This window comes from Corynebacterium sp. HMSC05D08 (assembly GCF_001807215.1).
Lineage (GTDB): Bacteria > Actinomycetota > Actinomycetes > Mycobacteriales > Mycobacteriaceae > Corynebacterium > Corynebacterium striatum.
Window position 1 is genome coordinate 23,054 of the sequence record NZ_KV788350.1, and the last position, 16,210, is coordinate 39,263.

At 58.1% G+C, this 16,210-nt stretch carries 16 protein-coding genes and 1 pseudogene; 8 read left to right on the plus strand and 9 right to left on the minus strand.

Going from position 1 to position 16,210, the window contains the following annotated elements; all coding sequences use genetic code 11:
- The first annotated feature begins 20 nt into the window (after positions 1-20).
- Together HMPREF3148_RS09780 and HMPREF3148_RS09785 are read left to right on the plus strand one after the other, a co-directional pair.
- Complete coding sequence (locus HMPREF3148_RS09780; RefSeq protein ID WP_049145251.1) at positions 21-1,958, plus strand: chorismate-binding protein; 1,938 nt, start codon at positions 21-23, stop codon at positions 1,956-1,958.
- Complete coding sequence (locus HMPREF3148_RS09785) at positions 1,948-2,655, plus strand: aminotransferase class IV (protein WP_049145248.1); 708 nt, start codon at positions 1,948-1,950, stop codon at positions 2,653-2,655. The genes HMPREF3148_RS09780 and HMPREF3148_RS09785 overlap by 11 nt, the downstream gene beginning before the upstream one ends.
- A 25-nt stretch (positions 2,656-2,680) precedes the next feature.
- Here the strand turns inward: HMPREF3148_RS09785 and HMPREF3148_RS09790 are convergent, their stop codons facing one another.
- On the minus strand, positions 2,681-3,043 hold the full coding sequence (locus tag HMPREF3148_RS09790) for a DUF5997 family protein (RefSeq protein WP_046645446.1): 363 nt from the start codon (positions 3,041-3,043) through the stop codon (positions 2,681-2,683).
- A gap of 153 nt (positions 3,044-3,196) precedes the next feature.
- Here HMPREF3148_RS09790 and HMPREF3148_RS09795 point away from each other — a divergent pair, with 153 nt between their 5' ends.
- The 5 genes from HMPREF3148_RS09795 (at position 3,197) to HMPREF3148_RS09815 (ending at position 7,744) form a co-directional block, all read left to right on the plus strand.
- Positions 3,197-3,988 (plus strand): LysR family transcriptional regulator substrate-binding protein, encoded by a 792-nt coding sequence (locus tag HMPREF3148_RS09795; RefSeq protein WP_034657176.1) that lies wholly within the window; start codon positions 3,197-3,199, stop codon positions 3,986-3,988.
- A 107-nt stretch (positions 3,989-4,095) separates the two neighbouring features.
- A complete protein-coding gene (locus HMPREF3148_RS09800; protein ID WP_049145245.1) occupies positions 4,096-4,698 on the plus strand; it encodes an LGFP repeat-containing protein in 603 nt (200 codons plus the stop codon).
- Between the two features lie 296 nt (positions 4,699-4,994).
- Positions 4,995-6,353, plus strand: a complete 1,359-nt coding sequence (locus tag HMPREF3148_RS09805; RefSeq protein ID WP_049145242.1) for a PhoH family protein — start codon at positions 4,995-4,997, stop codon at positions 6,351-6,353.
- Positions 6,354-6,474: 121 nt separating this feature from the next.
- Positions 6,475-7,044, plus strand: coding sequence for a GNAT family N-acetyltransferase (locus tag HMPREF3148_RS09810; RefSeq protein ID WP_049152251.1), 570 nt, complete (start codon positions 6,475-6,477; stop codon positions 7,042-7,044).
- Between the two features lie 166 nt (positions 7,045-7,210).
- Entirely contained in the window at positions 7,211-7,744 is a 534-nt protein-coding gene (locus tag HMPREF3148_RS09815; RefSeq protein ID WP_049152252.1) for a type 1 glutamine amidotransferase domain-containing protein, read from the plus strand.
- 101 nt (positions 7,745-7,845) lie between these two features.
- On the opposite strand, the gene HMPREF3148_RS09820 is transcribed toward HMPREF3148_RS09815, so the two are convergent.
- From HMPREF3148_RS09820 to glpX, 5 genes and pseudogenes are all read right to left on the minus strand, one after another.
- A complete protein-coding gene (locus HMPREF3148_RS09820) occupies positions 7,846-9,447 on the minus strand; it encodes an MDR family MFS transporter (RefSeq protein WP_049145238.1) in 1,602 nt (533 codons plus the stop codon).
- Positions 9,441-10,052: a TetR family transcriptional regulator gene (locus tag HMPREF3148_RS09825; protein WP_168712942.1), complete on the minus strand. Its 612-nt coding sequence runs from the start codon at positions 10,050-10,052 to the stop codon at positions 9,441-9,443. The genes HMPREF3148_RS09820 and HMPREF3148_RS09825 overlap by 7 nt, the downstream gene beginning before the upstream one ends.
- Positions 10,053-10,177: 125 nt before the next feature.
- Positions 10,178-10,327, minus strand: a pseudogene (locus tag HMPREF3148_RS14195) (DUF1206 domain-containing protein); the annotation flags it as partial.
- 198 nt (positions 10,328-10,525) lie between these two features.
- The gene (locus tag HMPREF3148_RS09830) at positions 10,526-11,926 is read right to left on the minus strand and encodes a class II fumarate hydratase (protein WP_034657174.1); all 1,401 of its coding nucleotides are present in this window, start codon (positions 11,924-11,926) and stop codon (positions 10,526-10,528) included.
- Positions 11,927-12,212: 286 nt separating this feature from the next.
- Positions 12,213-13,226 carry a class II fructose-bisphosphatase gene (gene glpX / locus HMPREF3148_RS09835; RefSeq protein ID WP_070509058.1) on the minus strand — a complete coding sequence of 338 codons (1,014 nt, stop codon included), beginning with the start codon at positions 13,224-13,226 and terminating at the stop codon, positions 12,213-12,215.
- Positions 13,227-13,469: 243 nt separating this feature from the next.
- On the opposite strand from glpX, the gene HMPREF3148_RS09840 reads away from it, so the two are divergent.
- Positions 13,470-14,090 carry a DUF4245 domain-containing protein gene (locus tag HMPREF3148_RS09840; RefSeq protein WP_049152254.1) on the plus strand — a complete coding sequence of 207 codons (621 nt, stop codon included), beginning with the start codon at positions 13,470-13,472 and terminating at the stop codon, positions 14,088-14,090.
- On the opposite strand, the gene HMPREF3148_RS09845 is transcribed toward HMPREF3148_RS09840, so the two are convergent.
- The 3 genes from HMPREF3148_RS09845 to xseA form a co-directional block, all read right to left on the minus strand.
- A complete protein-coding gene (locus HMPREF3148_RS09845) occupies positions 14,083-14,445 on the minus strand; it encodes a hypothetical protein (RefSeq protein WP_049152255.1) in 363 nt (120 codons plus the stop codon). The genes HMPREF3148_RS09840 and HMPREF3148_RS09845 overlap by 8 nt on opposite strands.
- Positions 14,445-14,765 carry an exodeoxyribonuclease VII small subunit gene (locus HMPREF3148_RS09850; protein ID WP_049152256.1) on the minus strand — a complete coding sequence of 107 codons (321 nt, stop codon included), beginning with the start codon at positions 14,763-14,765 and terminating at the stop codon, positions 14,445-14,447. Before HMPREF3148_RS09850 ends, HMPREF3148_RS09845 begins: the two co-directional genes overlap by 1 nt.
- An 84-nt stretch (positions 14,766-14,849) precedes the next feature.
- Positions 14,850-16,091: an exodeoxyribonuclease VII large subunit gene (xseA, locus tag HMPREF3148_RS09855; protein ID WP_049152257.1), complete on the minus strand. Its 1,242-nt coding sequence runs from the start codon at positions 16,089-16,091 to the stop codon at positions 14,850-14,852.
- Positions 16,092-16,210 lie beyond the last annotated feature (119 nt).

Consider the following 16,210-nt stretch of genomic DNA (forward strand, 5'->3'; position numbering starts at 1 on the left):
AATTCACACAACCCATTGCCATGCACCTGCTGATCGTCGATAATCACGATTCTTTTACCTTCAACCTCGTGGACTACGTTCGGCGGGTGACTGGCACTGAGCCTACGGTGGTGCCTAATGACACCCCGTGGGCTCAGGTGGATCTGGCGCTTTACGACGCCGCCATCATCTCACCCGGGCCAGGCACCCCGGCCAACCCTGCTGACTTGGGAATCAGCGCGGATGTGCTGCGCGAGTTCGCCGGTCCTATTCTCGGCGTGTGCCTTGGACTCCAAGCGATGGTGCACCTAGAAGGCGGTGTAGTCGGCCCAGCCCCCGCCCCTGCACACGGCGTGGTTGACCACGTTGACCATGACGGGACTGGCCTGTTCGCGGGCCTTGAAAACCCGTATAGAGTGGTGCGCTACCACTCCCTGGTCACTCACGAAGTCCCTGAGTGCTTCAAGGTCACCGCCACCTGTCGCGCCACTGATGCGCCCCACGACGTTTCCTTGAACACCCTCGTCATGGCGATTCAACACCGTAGCCTGCCGCGCTGGGGCGTGCAGTTTCACCCTGAATCCCTGATGACGGACGCAGGGGAGCGGCTCATAGCCAACTTCCTCCAACTCGCTCGGCACTACTATGCAGCCGAGTACTTTGCGGTGCGTACCCTCGACGAGCCGCTGCCGATCAAAGACATCGCCAGGAGACTGCGCGGCAATGTCTTTTGGCTAGACGCTGGCCGGTTCGGCATCCTGGGCGACGATTCAGGCCCGCGTGCGCGGCATCTGAGTTACACAATTTCAGCAGGGGATGATGCGGGATTCTTTAATCATGCTGCGCGTGAATACGAAGAGTTTGTCCTGCCACCGCGCGTCGGCGCGCCCATTCCAGGCTGCGACTTTGCGCTGGGCTGGGTGGGTTACCTGGGATACGAGATTGGACTCGAGGAGGCACATACCGCCTTCCCGCCGGCACCTGGCCCGGACGCGGAGTTCGTGTTCTGCGATCGAGCAATCGTTATTGATCATGAAGAGAACAAAACCTATTTGTTGAGCTTCGCGGACGATGCCGATTGGGATTTGCCACCAGTTAAAGCTCAGACGGGGACATCAAAGCCGTGGGAATCCTCGGGCAGGCTCATACATGACGAGGCGGAGTACTTGCGCCTCATCGCAGCAGCGCAAGACTTTGAGGTACGCGGCGAGACATACGAGGTATGCCTGACCAACCGCATTGAGCTGGAACCTTTGCCGCAGCCGCTGGAGACTTTTTTGAAGCTGCGCGAAGACAATCCCAGCAAGCGCACGGGATACCTGGGCTTTGCTGGAAACGCATTGCTCTCGACGTCGCCTGAGCACTTCTTGAGCATCGACGAATGGAGCATGGTCTCCTCAACACCGATTAAGGGAACCAGCCCGCGCAGCGCGGACCCCGCAGAAGATGCTGTGCACAAGGAGCTGCTGCGGGACGCCAAGACCACCTCTGAACTGCTCATGGTCGTGGACATGGTTCGCCATGACTTGGCCCGCGTGTGCGATGGCGTCACGGTGCCACGTGGCTTTGAGGTGCGCAGCTACGCTACGGTGCATCAGCTTATGTGCGAGGTGACCGGACGGCTCAAGACCAACGCTAGCCCGGTTGACGCTATCCGCGCGGCCTTTCCCGGTGGTTCCATGACAGGCGCGCCCAAGGAACGCACGATGCGCATCATCAGCGAGCTGGAGGGCACGTGGCGTGGCGTCTATTCGGGTGCCTACGGCTACCTCTCGCTGACCGGTACTGCGGACTTCTCCATGGTCATCCGCTCCGTCGTGAGCAATGAGCGAGGTGCCTATTACGGAGTGGGCGGCGCGATCCTCGCCGTGAGTGATCCGGCAGCCGAATGGGAAGAAACCATGGTCAAGGCCCGCCCGCTTCTCAATCACCTGGGGCTTAGCCCTGCGCAGCTGCAAGGTGGCAGTCATGGCGCGTAGTGAGGATAAAGCTGCGGCCCACAATGAGGCGCTTGCCGATACGCGGGTGGATTCCTTCCTTGTACGGGAGGGGAGAGCCATCCGCCCGGATCTGCATCGCGCGCGTTTTGGCGCGGGCTACCCGGCGCTTGACGACGCCCCGCAGCACGGCGAGTGGTTCCCCCGCGTGACGGTCGGCGGCGTCGTGTGGCGCCCGGCGCCACGGCTGCGCACTGAAACCACGCTGTGGGTACCTCCCACACCTGATCCGCGCATACATCCGCTGACCAAGGGCCCGGACCTAGCGCTGCTGGGCACGCTGCGCGCCGAAGCCCAAAGCCACGGCGCGGATGATGCACTCCTTTATGGTGAAGAAGGCGTAGTACACGAGGCGGCCAACGCTGCTCTCATATTTTTCGACGAGGAGGGGCCTGCCATGGGGCCCGCGAATTGGGTGCTGGAATCGACCACGCTGCGCGCCACGGTTGAGGCAGGTCTGATGCCTAAACCGCGCCGGGCGGAGATTCGGCTTGCGGAAGCGCTGGAGCTGCAAGCCTGGTGCGCGAGCGCTTTGCATGGCTGGACGCGAGTTACCCGATGGATTGTAGAGGGCAAGATGGTGCAGGCAGCAGCAAACACAGCAGACCCAGAAAACACAAAAACCGGGCGCATCAACGCCCGGCTGTGGGAAAGCGCGGTCGATGTAACCGCGCGGTAGCTCCCCCGCTTTTGTCTGCTGGAGCTTAGTCTTCCGACTCGCCCGAACCATCGCGGTTCTCGGCATGTGCCTTGCGGGCAGCCTCCAGCCACTCTGGCATTTCGGCGAGGAGCTCCTTGATCTCGGCGGTGGTCATCGGACGATCCACGTCATTCTTCTTAAGGGCCGTGACCGAGATGCCGAGCTTCTGCGCGACTACCGGGCGTGGGTGCGGACCCTCAAGGCGCAGCTTGACCAGCCACTCCGGCGGATTGTCCTGTAATTCGCGCAGCTCCGCGTGCGATACTGCGTTATTTTGGAATTCTTCCGGGGTAGCGGGCAGGAAAATGCCCAGCTTCTTAGCAGCGGTCTGAGCGCGCATAGCGGTGCCGGAAGGTTGTTTATTCATGTCATTCACGTTGCCTACGGTAGCAGTATTGCGCAGTACATGTCATGCCTATGTCATGCCGCAAGTTAGGGCTCGTGTTATCCCGGTGGTGCTGTGCCCGCCGCGTAACGATGCCCGCGATAGCACCCAGTAATATTGTCTAATATTGTCTGCATGCTGCGACTCGTCTTTAGTACCGGAACAGAACCAGGGAAATGGTTTGAGCGCTACCGGTCGAACCCGGACTACGGTGGCCTCACCACGGTCGACTCCGACGATGCCATCGACACCTTACTGGCGGGCGACGCCGACTTGGCGCTGGCGCGCGTGCCGGCGGACGGCGTCGACAAGCGCATTAGCGATGACTTCCATATGGTGCGCCTGTATGAAGAAGCCGTGGGCATCGCCGTGCCGAAGGACTCCGTCTATGCCGAGGTAGGGGAGGATGTGGAGCCTGCGGACGTGGCGGATGAGTACGTGAACTATCGCATTGGCGATGACGCACTGGTCGATGTTCCCGCGGTCCGCGAAGGACTCCAGGTGGTGGCCGCGAACGTGGGTATCGTCATCGCGCCGCGGCCTTTGCTCAAGGTGCTGAGCAAAAAGCAGGTGGTCCCGCTGGGGCTTAATGATCCAACCGTTGCGCGGACCGCTATTGCGCTGGTGTGGTCAAAGGAACGCGATGCTGATGACGTCCAGGCTTTCGTTGGCGTGGCCAAGGGGCGCACCAAAAATTCTTCGCGCGGTACCGCGGTAAAACTCAGTGCTCGAGAGAAGTCCAAAGCAAAGCAGGCGCGCCGGGAGGCTCTGGCCAAGGAGCAAGGCAAGGCGCACAAGCAGAACAATGCTAAGAAAAAGACCAGCGGTGGGTCACAGGCTGGTAACAAAAGAGCTGTTCAGGGACGAAAAAATTATCTGTTATCAAAAAGTAAGAAATCCTCTCAGCGGGGGAAACGGCGGAAATAGGCCATTTTCCTTGTCAAATCGCGGAAAATTAGGTGGCTGCTGTGAGCCTTCCGTCCGTAGCGTTATTTGTGTTCCTACGAAAACAAATTTAGAAAAGAACGTAGCCCATGCAGAAGATCACCCGTCGTTTCACAGCAGGGCTCGCAGCAGCTTCCCTTTCGCTTGCATTAGTAGCGTGCTCCGACGCTGAGGACGCAGCTAACTCCGCAGGTGACGCAGCTAAGTCTGCAGCCAACGAGGCAACCGAGAAGGCTGGTTCCGCTGTCGCTGACGCAACTGGCGCGAAGGGCTCTGAGTCTGAATCTGAGGGCGCAGATGCTTCTGAAGGCGCTGCGGGCAAGGACTCTGGCGAGAAGAAGACCATTAGCACCCCAGCGGGCGATTTTGAGGTTCCGGCAGCATTCGCTTCCGCAATCGAGGAGAAGGCTGGCGAGTGGGGCGATGTCCAGAGCATCGAGAACACTGACGCCGGTTCCCTAGCAACCTTCGCGGAAGACAAGCTGCTTGCCTTCAACGAAGAGTCTGGTGCGCAGCCAATCATCGGTAAGATCGCTGAAACCTGGAAGGGCGAGGGCGGCCTTGCTAACAAGGTTGGTCTGCCGACCGCTCCTGAGCAGGCAGAAGGCAACGGCTGGGTCCAGAAGTTCACCAACGGCACCATCAAGTGGATGAAGGGTGCCTCCGGCCAGTACGAAGCTACCGTTGAATAAGCTCGTCGATTAAGCTTTCACCGCTTTATCCCTTGGTTCAAAGAGCCAAGGGATTTTTTCGCGTTTTCGCAATGTTCATCTTTCACCCATGTAATTTCAACCTTCGGCCCCTAGCTTGGAAGACAACCAAGAGGAAAGCTATCGGCGAGGACCATCACCGTGGCGGAGCTTCTTGGGTTTCGAAAATTAACCAGCTTCACTACCGCTACTTCCTCGCAATCCATGCGGCGCTGACATTGCGCAGTGCACGTGGAAACACGCGGGGAGGTGGCAGCTAAAGGGAGAACCCTGCCATCATGACTAACCCGTCTGTCCTGACCGAATCGATGCACCCGGGCGCTGTGGCCACCAAGACCTACGTTATTGATACCTCCGTCCTTCTTTCAGACCCGTGGGCGCTGCGCAAATTTGCAGAGCACGAGGTCGTCCTTCCTATCGTTGTCATTTCCGAGTTGGAAGGAAAGCGTCATCACCCTGAGCTTGGCTGGTTCGCCCGTCAAGCTCTTCGCTTTTTGGAGGACCTTCGTGGCTCTTATGACGCCTTGGATCAGCCGGTTCCAGTAAACATTGATGGCGGAACGCTGCGCGTAGAGCTCAATCACCAAGACCAGTCCCTGCTGCCAGCAGCATTCCGTGGGTCCGAAGGTGATCACCGTATCCTTGCGTGTGCGTTGAACCTGGCTCATGAGGGCAAGGACACGGTACTGGTAACCAAGGATGTACCGCTGCGTGTCAAAGCCGGCGCGGTTGGGCTCCCCGCGGATGAGTATCACGCACAGGACGTTGTGCTTACTGGTTACACGGGCATGGCCGTAGTGCAGACCTCTCCCGATGTCGTTGACGCGCTCTACCGTGATGGGGAAGTCATGGTCGATGGTGCACTGACGGAGGCGGGCGTTGCCGTAGAAGAGCTGCCTGTGCATTGTGGCGTGACTCTGAACGCTGGCGGTCAGTCGGCATTGGGGCGTGTTACAGCAGAGGGCACCATTCGCCTGGTCCGCGGCGAAGCCAATGCATTCGGCTTGCAGGGCCGTTCAGCAGAGCAGCGAGTGGCGTTGGACCTCCTCTTGGACTCCGATGTAGGGATCGTATCTTTGGGCGGACGCGCCGGTACAGGTAAGTCAGCCCTGGCGTTGTGCGCAGGACTGGAAGCGGTTCTCGAGCGGGGGGAGCACCGCCGCATCGTGGTCTTCCGCCCGATGTATGCAGTGGGCGGCCAGTCTCTGGGCTACCTGCCAGGCACCGAGTCCGAGAAAATGAATCCGTGGGCACAGGCGGTCTACGACACCTTGGAGGGGCTGGTCTCTGACAACGTGATGGAGGAAGTGCAGGATCGCGGTTTGCTCGAGGTCCTGCCGCTGACGCACATTCGCGGACGCAGCCTTCACGATTCATTCGTCATCGTGGACGAGGCACAGTCTTTGGAGCGTAATGTCTTGCTCACGGTTCTTTCCCGCTTGGGTAAGGGTTCGCGCGTGGTGCTGACTCACGACGTCGCCCAGCGCGACAATCTACGCGTGGGCCGCCACGATGGTGTCCAGGCGGTGATTGAGAAGCTTAAGGGGCATCAGCTCTTTGCACACATCACGTTGCAGCGATCGGAACGCTCGGCCATCGCGGAGCTGGTCACGGACTTGTTGGAAAACGAAACATAAGCCGTGCACACAGTGCTTGGCGACGTCGCGTTTATCCCACGTGCCCAGGGATGATCACTGCTAGCTAACGCTGCATTATTTATATAGCCGTATAGGCAACCGTCTTGGAATAATAAAGAACATGACAGAAAACAAACCCGCGAAGAATTTCACTATTCGTCCGTTCGTCACGGCCGACTATCCCCAAATGCGGGCGATTTATGAAGAGGGCCTGAACACCGGCCACGCGACGTATGAGACGCGTTCGCTTACCCTTGAGCAATTCACCAAGGCAAAGATCATGCCCTCCGTCTTCGTTGCAGTTGAAGCTGACGATGACTCCAAAGTCTTGGGCTGGGTTTCCGCTGCCCAGATTTCCTCCCGGTCGGTGTTCCACGGCGTTGTTGAGGACTCCATCTATATCAGTTCCCAGGCACAGGGGCGCGGTATTGCAGGTGCTCTTTTGGATAAGCTCATTGCGACCTGCATCGACCTACATAAATGGGCCATTCACTCCTGGATTTTCCCGGAGAACGAAGGCTCGGCAGGCCTGCACAAGTCGCGCGGATTCGTCAAGGTTGGAACTTACTCGCACATGGCGAAGATGACGTACGGCGAACTGGCGGGCCAGTGGCGCGATACCGACGTCTATGAGCTGCTGCTTCCTAAGCCGGAGGAAAAGCGCAAGGCGGCGCAACCAGTAGCCGATTAGGTACCAACTCTGTGTTTGCTGTTCTCAATGTGCGAAGAGCTTGAATTGCAGGGGGCTTGACGCCCGGCATGCCGTTGACAGGGATGGGCTCCACGGCTCTGCGAGAACTGCGAGTCGCGGTTATGGTGGGAACTGTACTTAGCAACGAAACACTAAGGAGTAAATCATGGCGGATCTTTCCACTAAGACAATTGCCATTATCGCAACCGACGGTTTCGAGGATTCCGAACTGACGTCGCCGGCCGATGCCGTTCGCGAGGCGGGTGCAACCGTAAAGGTCATTGCCCCTGAGGCAGGCACCATTAGCGGTAAGAAGGGCGCAAGCATCGACGTCGATGCAACCACTGCTGATGTACGAGGTGAGAAGTTCGACGGAATCGTGCTCCCTGGTGGCACGGGTAATGCAGATGCACTGCGTATGGACGAAGCCGCAGTGGAAATCGTGAAGAAGCACGTTGAGGCAGGCCGTCCACTGGGCGTTATCTGCCACGGTGGTTGGATTCTTACTGACGCTGACGTGCTCAAGGACCGCACTCTTACGTCGTTCCCATCGCTCAAAACGGATCTGCGAAACGCAGGTGCAACCTGGGTGGATGAAGAAGTCCACGTCGATCAGGGCCTCGTATCTTCCCGCACCCCGGATGACCTTCCTGCGTTCAATGCGAAGATCGTTGAGGAATTTGCTGAGGGCAGTCACTAGCGAGATATAGCAAAGAATCCCCGGCTCAACAGGTACTTTGGCTGTTGAGCCGGGGATTTTGACGTATCGGTTGCGAAGCTACCGTCCTAGAGAAGGTGCCGCTAGGAGATTTCTTCCTTGAGGTGTTCCTCAGTAATTGGAAGCACGAGAAGCAGCGCCACGATGGCTAGTGGGACCATCAGCAGGATGACTGGGGTGAGGCCGTCGTTGTAGGCATTCAGGATGACAGACTGAATTGCATCCGGAAGCTGTACAACGAGGGAAGGAGTCAAGTGGGAAGAACCGCCGCTTGCGGCTGCGAACTGCTGTGCATACTGCGCGCCCTCAGGACCCATGGACTGGATTGCTGCTGGCATATTTGCTGCCATTTCATCCTTCATGTTGTGGATGAAGAGCGAGCCAACCAGGGAAGCTCCCACCGCAGCGCCGATTTGGCGGAAGAAGTTGTTGGCCGCAGTCGCAGTACCAACCAAAGCGATGGGGAAGGAGTTCTGGACAATGAGGACCAGAACCTGTTGCACGAAGCCAAGGCCCACGCCGAAGGCAAAGAACTCAGCGCTGAGCTGAACCAGGGTCGTATCCACGGTCAGCTTGGACATCCAGAACAATGCGCCCGTGGTGATGATAAGGCCGATGATTGGGTACATCTTGTAGTGGCCCGTGCGAGCGATGATGAAGCCCACGATGGTGGAAGTTCCGATGAGGCCGACCATCATCGGAATCATCATGAGTCCTGCCTTGGTCGGGGTAAGGGTGTGAACCATCTGCAGGTAGGTAGGCATGTAGCCGAGCACGCCGAACATAGCGAGGCCCAGAACAGTGCCCGAAGCAGTGGTCAGAACCATGTTGCGATTCTTGAACAGGTGCACTGGGATGAGCGGTTCCTTCGCCTTGGACTCGACGATCACGGTGATGATGGCGCCGATGACAACGGTGATTCCCAGGCCAATGATGATTGGGTCCGACCACTCGTACTGAGTGCCGCCCCAGGTGGTCATGAGAATGAGGGAAGCAGTGGTGATTGCGATAAAAGTTGCGCCCAAGACGTCGAACTTGCGCAAATCGGTATCGCCAACGCGTAGGTGCAGGACCAACGTGCAGACGGTGATTGCGAGTAGGCCAAGCGGGATGTTCATCCACAGGCCCCAACGCCAACCAGGACCATCCGTGAACCAGCCGCCAAGGACTGGGCCAAGCACGGAGGACAGGCCGAAGACGCCGCCCATGATGCCCATGAACTTGCCGCGCTCACGGGCGGTTGTGACCTCAGCGATGATGGACTGGGAAGAAATCATCATGAATCCAGCGCCGAAGCCCTGGATTGCGCGGCCAACAATGAGCCAGTTCATCGTGTTGGAGAAGCCGCCGAGCGCGGATCCAATCACGAAGACAGCAATGCCGCCGATGTAGAGCCACTTGCGGCCCACCATGTCACCCAGCTTGCCAGAGATCGGCATGGCGATGGTCATGGTGACCAAGAAGGCGGAGATGACCCAGCTCATGTGGTCCACGCCGCCGAGCTCACCGACGATGGTAGGCAGAGCAGAGGAGAAGATCATCTGGCCCAAAGAGCTCATCAGCATGGTGAGCACGAGGGCGGAGAAGACCAAACCGACGTTGTTTTCTTTCTTTTCTGCAGCTGCGGCCTTGGCCGGCTCGGCTGCACCGACATTATTTGCCGGAGTCAGTGCGGTATCTACCATTTCAGTCCTTTGGAAAAATTAATCACGAGTTTTAATGCGTCGTCGAGGCGATCCTCGAATGGGGTTGCGCAGTTGATTTCAGGGGAAGCGGTGGCAATCCATAGCGCTTCTCGAACGATGGCGCCGATGAGCAGCGCTTCCGTTTCCGGCAGAACATCCGGGTACAAGCTGAGCTCGGGGTTCTTCTCGAGTCGCAGCTTGATGAGTTCTGCGATTTCCGAGGACTTGGCTCGCTTGCGGCTTAACGACGCCGCGGCCGCGTCCGGGTCTCCTGCAATGCGACGGCGTCGCTCAGCAATTTCATGGTTGGCGTGGTGGCCGCGCATGTGGTTCTTGATGAGTTCAACGGTCAGATGCAGAAGATCTTCAGTTGGAGTTTTAAGAAAATACGTCCGCTGATCGTCCGAAAACATCTCGCTCGGGGAACCGAGTACAGCGGAGTCTTTAGAATCGAAGTAGTTAAAGAACGTGCGCCGAGAAATTCCTGCATGTTCGCAAATTTCCTCGATCGTGGTAGCGGAGAATCCGCGCTTGTCCACTAGGGAAGTGGCCGCGTCTTCGATGCGTAGCCGCGTTTCGAGGCGCTTCTGCTCGCGTAATGACATTTCTTCTTGCACACTGTGCAACTTTACACTTGATGCAACTTTGCACCAAGTGTAATTTCGGTGATTCTTAAACGACGAGCGGAAGGGTGTGATCTAGGTCCTAGGGGTTGTTTGCATACCTTGGTTTAGATCTCGTTGATGTATTTCGCACGAGCAATGGAGTAGCAGCCATTAAGGGAGAAATCAATGGCTGTGATGATGGGAAGTGCGGCGCCGAAAGGCTGCTCGGCAATGGCCGCCATGGCGCCGGAGTTCGACGCTTCGCCGGGCGCACCGCCACGCGCTGCTTATTTAGCAGCATCGGATGCTGCGGCTTGGGCATTACGGCCGACGTTTCGTGAGTGCATTCCTCCGATTGTGCCGACGCCTGCAGACGGGGGAAAGAAGAAAGCCTTCCTCCGCCCAGAATCTCAGTTGAGGGCGAAGGAAGGCTTTGGTCTTAGTGGTCTTAGCGCGGTGCTAAGTCATGGCTTTTAGAAGCGGTCACGCTCGCGGTTGGTCATGGACAGAACGTTGAGGCGCTCATCCAGCTCAGCCTCGGTGAGGTTCTCACCGTCTACGAAGCCCAAGTCGATGACAGCTTCACGCACGGTCATCTTCTGGTACAGGGCGTGCTTAGCTGCCTTGGCTGCGTTTTCGTAGCCGATCTTGGAGTTCAGCGGGGTAACGATGGAGGTGGAGGACTCAGCGAACTTCTTCATGCGCTCCTCGTTAGCCTCGATGCCATCGACGCACTTCTCGGCGAAGACGCGGGAGACGTTGGCCAGCAGGCGAGAGGACTCGAGTACGTTGCGAGCCATCACTGGGATGAAGACGTTGAGCTCGAAGTGGCCGTTAGCGCCGCCGAAAGCGACGGCTGCGTCGTTGCCAATAACCTGGGCTGAAACCATGGTGGCAGCCTCACACAGAACAGGGTTGACCTTACCCGGCATGATGGAGGAGCCCGGCTGCAGATCCTTGAGGTGGATCTCAGCGAGACCGGTCAGAGGACCGGAGCCCATCAGGCGGATGTCGTTAGCAATCTTGTTGAGGGAGACTGCAACGGTGCGCATTGCGCCGGAGAACTCAACGAGTCCATCGCGAGCCGCCTGAGCTTCGAAGTGGTTCTCAGCTTCCTTGAGTTCCTGGACACCGGTGAGCTTCTTGAGCTCTTCGGTTACCTTTGCACCGAAGTCAGCGGAGGTGTTCAGGCCGGTGCCAGTTGCGGTACCACCGATAGCCAGCTCGCCTAGGCGAGGCAGGGTAGCTTCGATGCGCTCGATGCCGAGCTCGATCTGGCGAGCGTAGCCACCGAACTCTTGGCCCAAGGTAATTGGGGTTGCATCCATCAGGTGGGTGCGGCCGGACTTAACGACGTCCGCGAACTGCTTTGCCTTCGCGGTAAGAGATGCGTGCAGAACCTTCAGACCCGGGATGAGGTCGTTGACTGCGGCCTCGGTAGCTGCCACGTGGGTAGCAGTTGGGAAGGTGTCGTTGGAGGACTGGCCCATGTTCACGTGGTCATTCGGGTGAATCTCAACGCCGTTGTTGTGGGCGATGGAAGCGATAACCTCGTTGGTGTTCATGTTGGAGGAGGTACCAGAACCGGTCTGGAAGACGTCGATCGGGAAAGCCTCGTTGTGCTTGCCCTCAGCGATTTCCTTTGCGGCAGCGATGATGGCATCAGCCTTCTCTGCATCGAGCGCGCCGGAGTCCTTGTTGACCTGGGCGCAGGCTGCCTTGAGCAGGCCGAGGGCGCGAATCTGCGCAGTCTCAAGGCCGCGGCCAGAAATCGGGAAGTTCTCTACAGCACGCTGGGTCTGTGCACGCCACAAAGCGTCAACAGGAACCTTCACTTCACCCATGGTGTCGTGTTCAATGCGGTACTCAGTCATGAAATCCACCTCAAAAGAATGTGTTGAATAAAGATGTTTATTTAGCTGTCCGCACCACAGCTTCCAGACGTCGAAGAGGATCGAACGAATCTGCAAGTAGTGGTTGCGGAATACGATTTAGCAGAATTGTGTTGCCCGGCACGGTGCGTGGTGTGGGCGGCACGCTTCACTTCATCCAGTATGGACTAAAAAGCGCGCAAATGTGCAAGATGCACGCCCCCAAAAGTTAGGCAAGCATCAGCAAGATTCCTCCGGAGAAAATCCGCAGGATTTTTGCCGCTAAGGCTTAGGCGTCGGCCGCGTTGGAGTAATCAACAACGGAGTATTCCTGCAGCTTAGCCAGCTTGTGAACGGAATCGACGTAACGAATGGTGCCGGACTTGGAGCGCATGACCAACGAACGGGTGCTTGCGCCATTTGCACGGTAGGAGACGCCGCGGAGCATGTCACCGTTGGTAACACCGGTTGCCGCGAAGTAGCAGTTATCAGAAGAAACCAGATCATCGGTCTTAAGGACGCGGTCGAGGTCGTGACCGGCCTTGCGAGCCTTTTCAGCTTCGGCCTCATCCTTAGGCCACAGCTTGCCCTGGATTTCGCCGCCCATGCACTTCATTGCGCATGCGGTGATGATGCCCTCTGGGGTGCCGCCGATACCCATCATCAGGTCGATGGAGTTGGAGTCCTGGCAGGTGGCGATGGCGCCTGCGACGTCGCCATCCATGATGAGACGGACCTTTGCGCCAGCTGCGCGAATATCGCTGATGAGCTGCTCGTGACGTGGACGGTCAAGGACCACAACCGTCAGGTCAGCCGGCTTGATGCCGAGCTTCTTGGCCACCGAGTTGATGTTCCACTCAACGGACTCGTTGATGTCGATAGAACCCACACCGGCAGGACCGACGGCAATCTTGTTCATGTAGAAGACTGCGGATGGGTCGTACATCGTGCCGCGCTCGGCGGCAGCAATAACGGAAATGGCGTTCGGGCGGCCTTCCGCCATCAGGCGGGTTCCGTCAACTGGGTCAACCGCGATGTCCATGGCTGCGCCCTCGCCGGTACCAACCTCTTCGCCGTTGAAGAGCATTGGGGCCTCGTCCTTTTCGCCCTCACCGATGACAACAACGCCGTTCATGGCAACGGAGTTGATGAGCTTGCGCATTGCATCCACAGCTGCGCCGTCGCCCTCATTCTTCTTGCCACGGCCGACCCAGCGGCCGGAGGCCAACGCTGCGGCCTCGGTGACGCGAACCAGCTCCATTGCAAGGTTGCGATCTGGCATGAAAGAAGTGTTTTCGGACATGTGTTTAGGCTGCCTTCCATTCATTTTTCTTGCGGCCGCTGGGAGCTTCCAGGGCACTCCTTTCTATTCTTGCACTTTTGCATCGATTTGTAGTCCGCTTTGTGCCCCCGAAAGAGGGCTTTTGCCCGATCCGGGGGCAACTGAATAGGAAACTTGCTGCATATCGGTTTTCGAGAGTGTGTGATTCTTCTTTAAGTACGCGGCTTTTCGTTACGCAACAGTGTGCATGGAATACTGGTCTGCGTGGCAGCTGAAGAGAAACCCAAAATTTTTGAGGGCGCCAAAGACATCATCTTGTCTTTGGGAGTGACCGTCATCGCGATGCTTCTGGTTGTGGGAGCAACCGGTTTGTGCACCATCAACCCAGAGACCAAGCCTGGCCCAATCCAAAACGTGGACGCCAAGACCTTTTTGGAGATGGAAGCGCGTGCAACCGGTTCGGTGATTCGTGAGCCGAAGATGCCGGAGGGATGGTCACCAACCGCGGCCCGTAGGTCCGCTGTCGCTGGTGAAAACGCGGCGGTTGTCAGTTGGTTGACTGCTGACGAGGGCTACATTGAGTCGACTCAGGCCAAGGTTTCTGCTGAGGAAGCTGAAAAGGGTTATGACTCTAACTACCGTGCGGAGCAGTCCGAGCGAGAAGTCGCCGGTCTCAAGGTTAAGGTTCTAGAGAGCGAAGACGCGGACGTGCGGCCGCTGTGGATTGCGGACCTAGGCGATGCCCGACTGATCCTTTCTGGCTCTGCCGCAGACGCCGACTACGAGACGGCGCTCAAGGCATTTGCCGAAGCCCCAGTGCTTCATCACAGCGAAGACGGAAGCGCCGAGAGCGCTCCGTCTGGGTTACCTGCACCAACTAACTAAAAGTGACAGATTCCAGCTGCTCTTCGTAGCTGGTAGTGACGCCCTCGCCAGCAGTTTCCACTGCCTGTGCGAGGGTTTCTTCGTCTAAACCGCTCAAACGGGTCTTGGCTAAGTAGACATCGACGCGCTCGCGCTTCGACTTCTGCGGATGGATGGTTACCGAGCGCAGCTTGTCCTCGCTAAAGCTTAAGACGATAGACCCGGAGAAGTAAGAGATTTCATTTTCGGACGCAGTGTGCGGTGTGCCGAAAAATTCCTCTGCGAGGTTGCGGGGATCCCCGAACAGGAGCGAACCTGCGGAACCTGACTTGGATACGAAATCGACGCGGTCACCTGGGTAGCCGTAAACCTGCATTAGAACTCATCCTTGGGGTTTTCTTCAAGAGACTCGTCTGGGGAGCCGGCTGCTGGCGATTCCCCAGGCTCCGACTCTGCGTCTACACGGCCCAGGGCTTGTTCGACGCGGCGCGCTGCACCATCAAGGTGCGCCTCGCAGGCCTTGGCCAAAGCCTCGCCGCGCTCCCAGTACTTCAGTGATTCGTCGAGCCCCATCTGGCCGAGCTCCAGGATCTTTACGGTCTCGATGAGCTCGTCACGAGCCTGCTCGTAGGAGAGTTGCTCTACTGGCGGAAAAGCATCTTGGCCCGGGGTGCCGGAACCGATGGTGTCATTCATATTTCCCTCTAACTTCTATCTTGTGGTTGTGTTTTTCGTAGCTGTCTTGGGTTGCTGTCTTGGTTTGAAACTATGGCTAGTTGCTTAGTCCGCGGGCTTAGCTGCCATGGCCGCTGCGGTTATGGAACCGTCACCAACCCTGATGCGCAGCTGCGATCCTGGAGGCGATTGCTCATAAGAAGTAACAACCTCAGGACCTGAGCCATCCCGGGGGACTACCTGCACGATTGAGTAACCGCGCTCCAAGGTGGCTGAGGGGCCAAGCGCCGAAACCTGCGCACGCAAGGCCGCGATGCGATTTGTTTCGTTATCCAGCAGGTAGCGGATGTCGCGATTTATCAATGCACGGGAACGCTCCAGCTCCTCACGGCGAGCATTGATCGGCGTCATTGGGTCTGCCAGAACTGGGCGGGAGCGAATGTTTTCCAGACCGCGTCTTTCCCGCTCAACCCAGCCACGCAGGGCCGCTGCCATGCGGGAGCGTGCCTCATCGATCAAGGCGTACTCCTCAGCGACGGAAGGGACGACGCGCTTGGCGGCGTCGGTAGGCGTGGCGGCGCGCAAGTCTGCGATGTTGTCCAGCACTGGGTTGTCTGGCTCGTGCCCAATGGCTGAGACCACTGGGGTCTGAGCGGATGCCACCGCACGCTGCAGGGCTTCCTCGGAGAAGGGGAGGAGGTCTTCTACCGAGCCGCCGCCACGCGCGATGATGATGACATCGACTTCTGGGTCAGCATCGAGAGTCTGGAGAGCATCGATCACCTGCGGCACCGTATTGGCACCCTGCACCGCGGTGTTGATGACGCGGAATTGAACGGCCGGCCACCTGTCCTTGGCCACTGCCAAGACGTCGCGTTCGGCCGCGGAACCGCGCCCGGTAATCAGACCGACCTTGTGCGGAAGATAGGGAAGCGGCAGCTTGCGGGAAGGATCAAAAAGACCTTCCTTTGCAAGCTGCTGGCGCAGCATCTCAATGCGGGCCAAGAGATCACCCACCCCAACGTGACGGATCTCAGTAGTCCACAGGGAGAACGAACCGCGTCCAGCGTAGAAAGCTGGCTTACCGTAGACCACTACTCGATCGCCATCTTTGAGCGGCGTGGGCATCTTCAGCACCATGTCCGTGGGGCAGGTTAATTGCACGGACTTTTCTTGTTCGACGTCGCGCAACGTCAGATAAGAAAGCTTCCATGAGCGTTTGACGTTTACCTGGGTCAGCTGGCCTTCTACCCAAAGAAAACCGAGACGCTCAATCCAGCCCTTGACTTGGTCATTGACCTTGCCAACGGGCCAGGGCGTCTCCGGGGAGTTTGCCGGTTGATTCACAAAGCAGCCTTTCTGCACAGCGTTGTATGCCTCATAGTCTATTGCCCTTGCCGGACACGTGACCGCCCGGGGCTGCGAGCTCGGGCGTATTTACCGGTCACGCCCTGCTGTGCAGTACT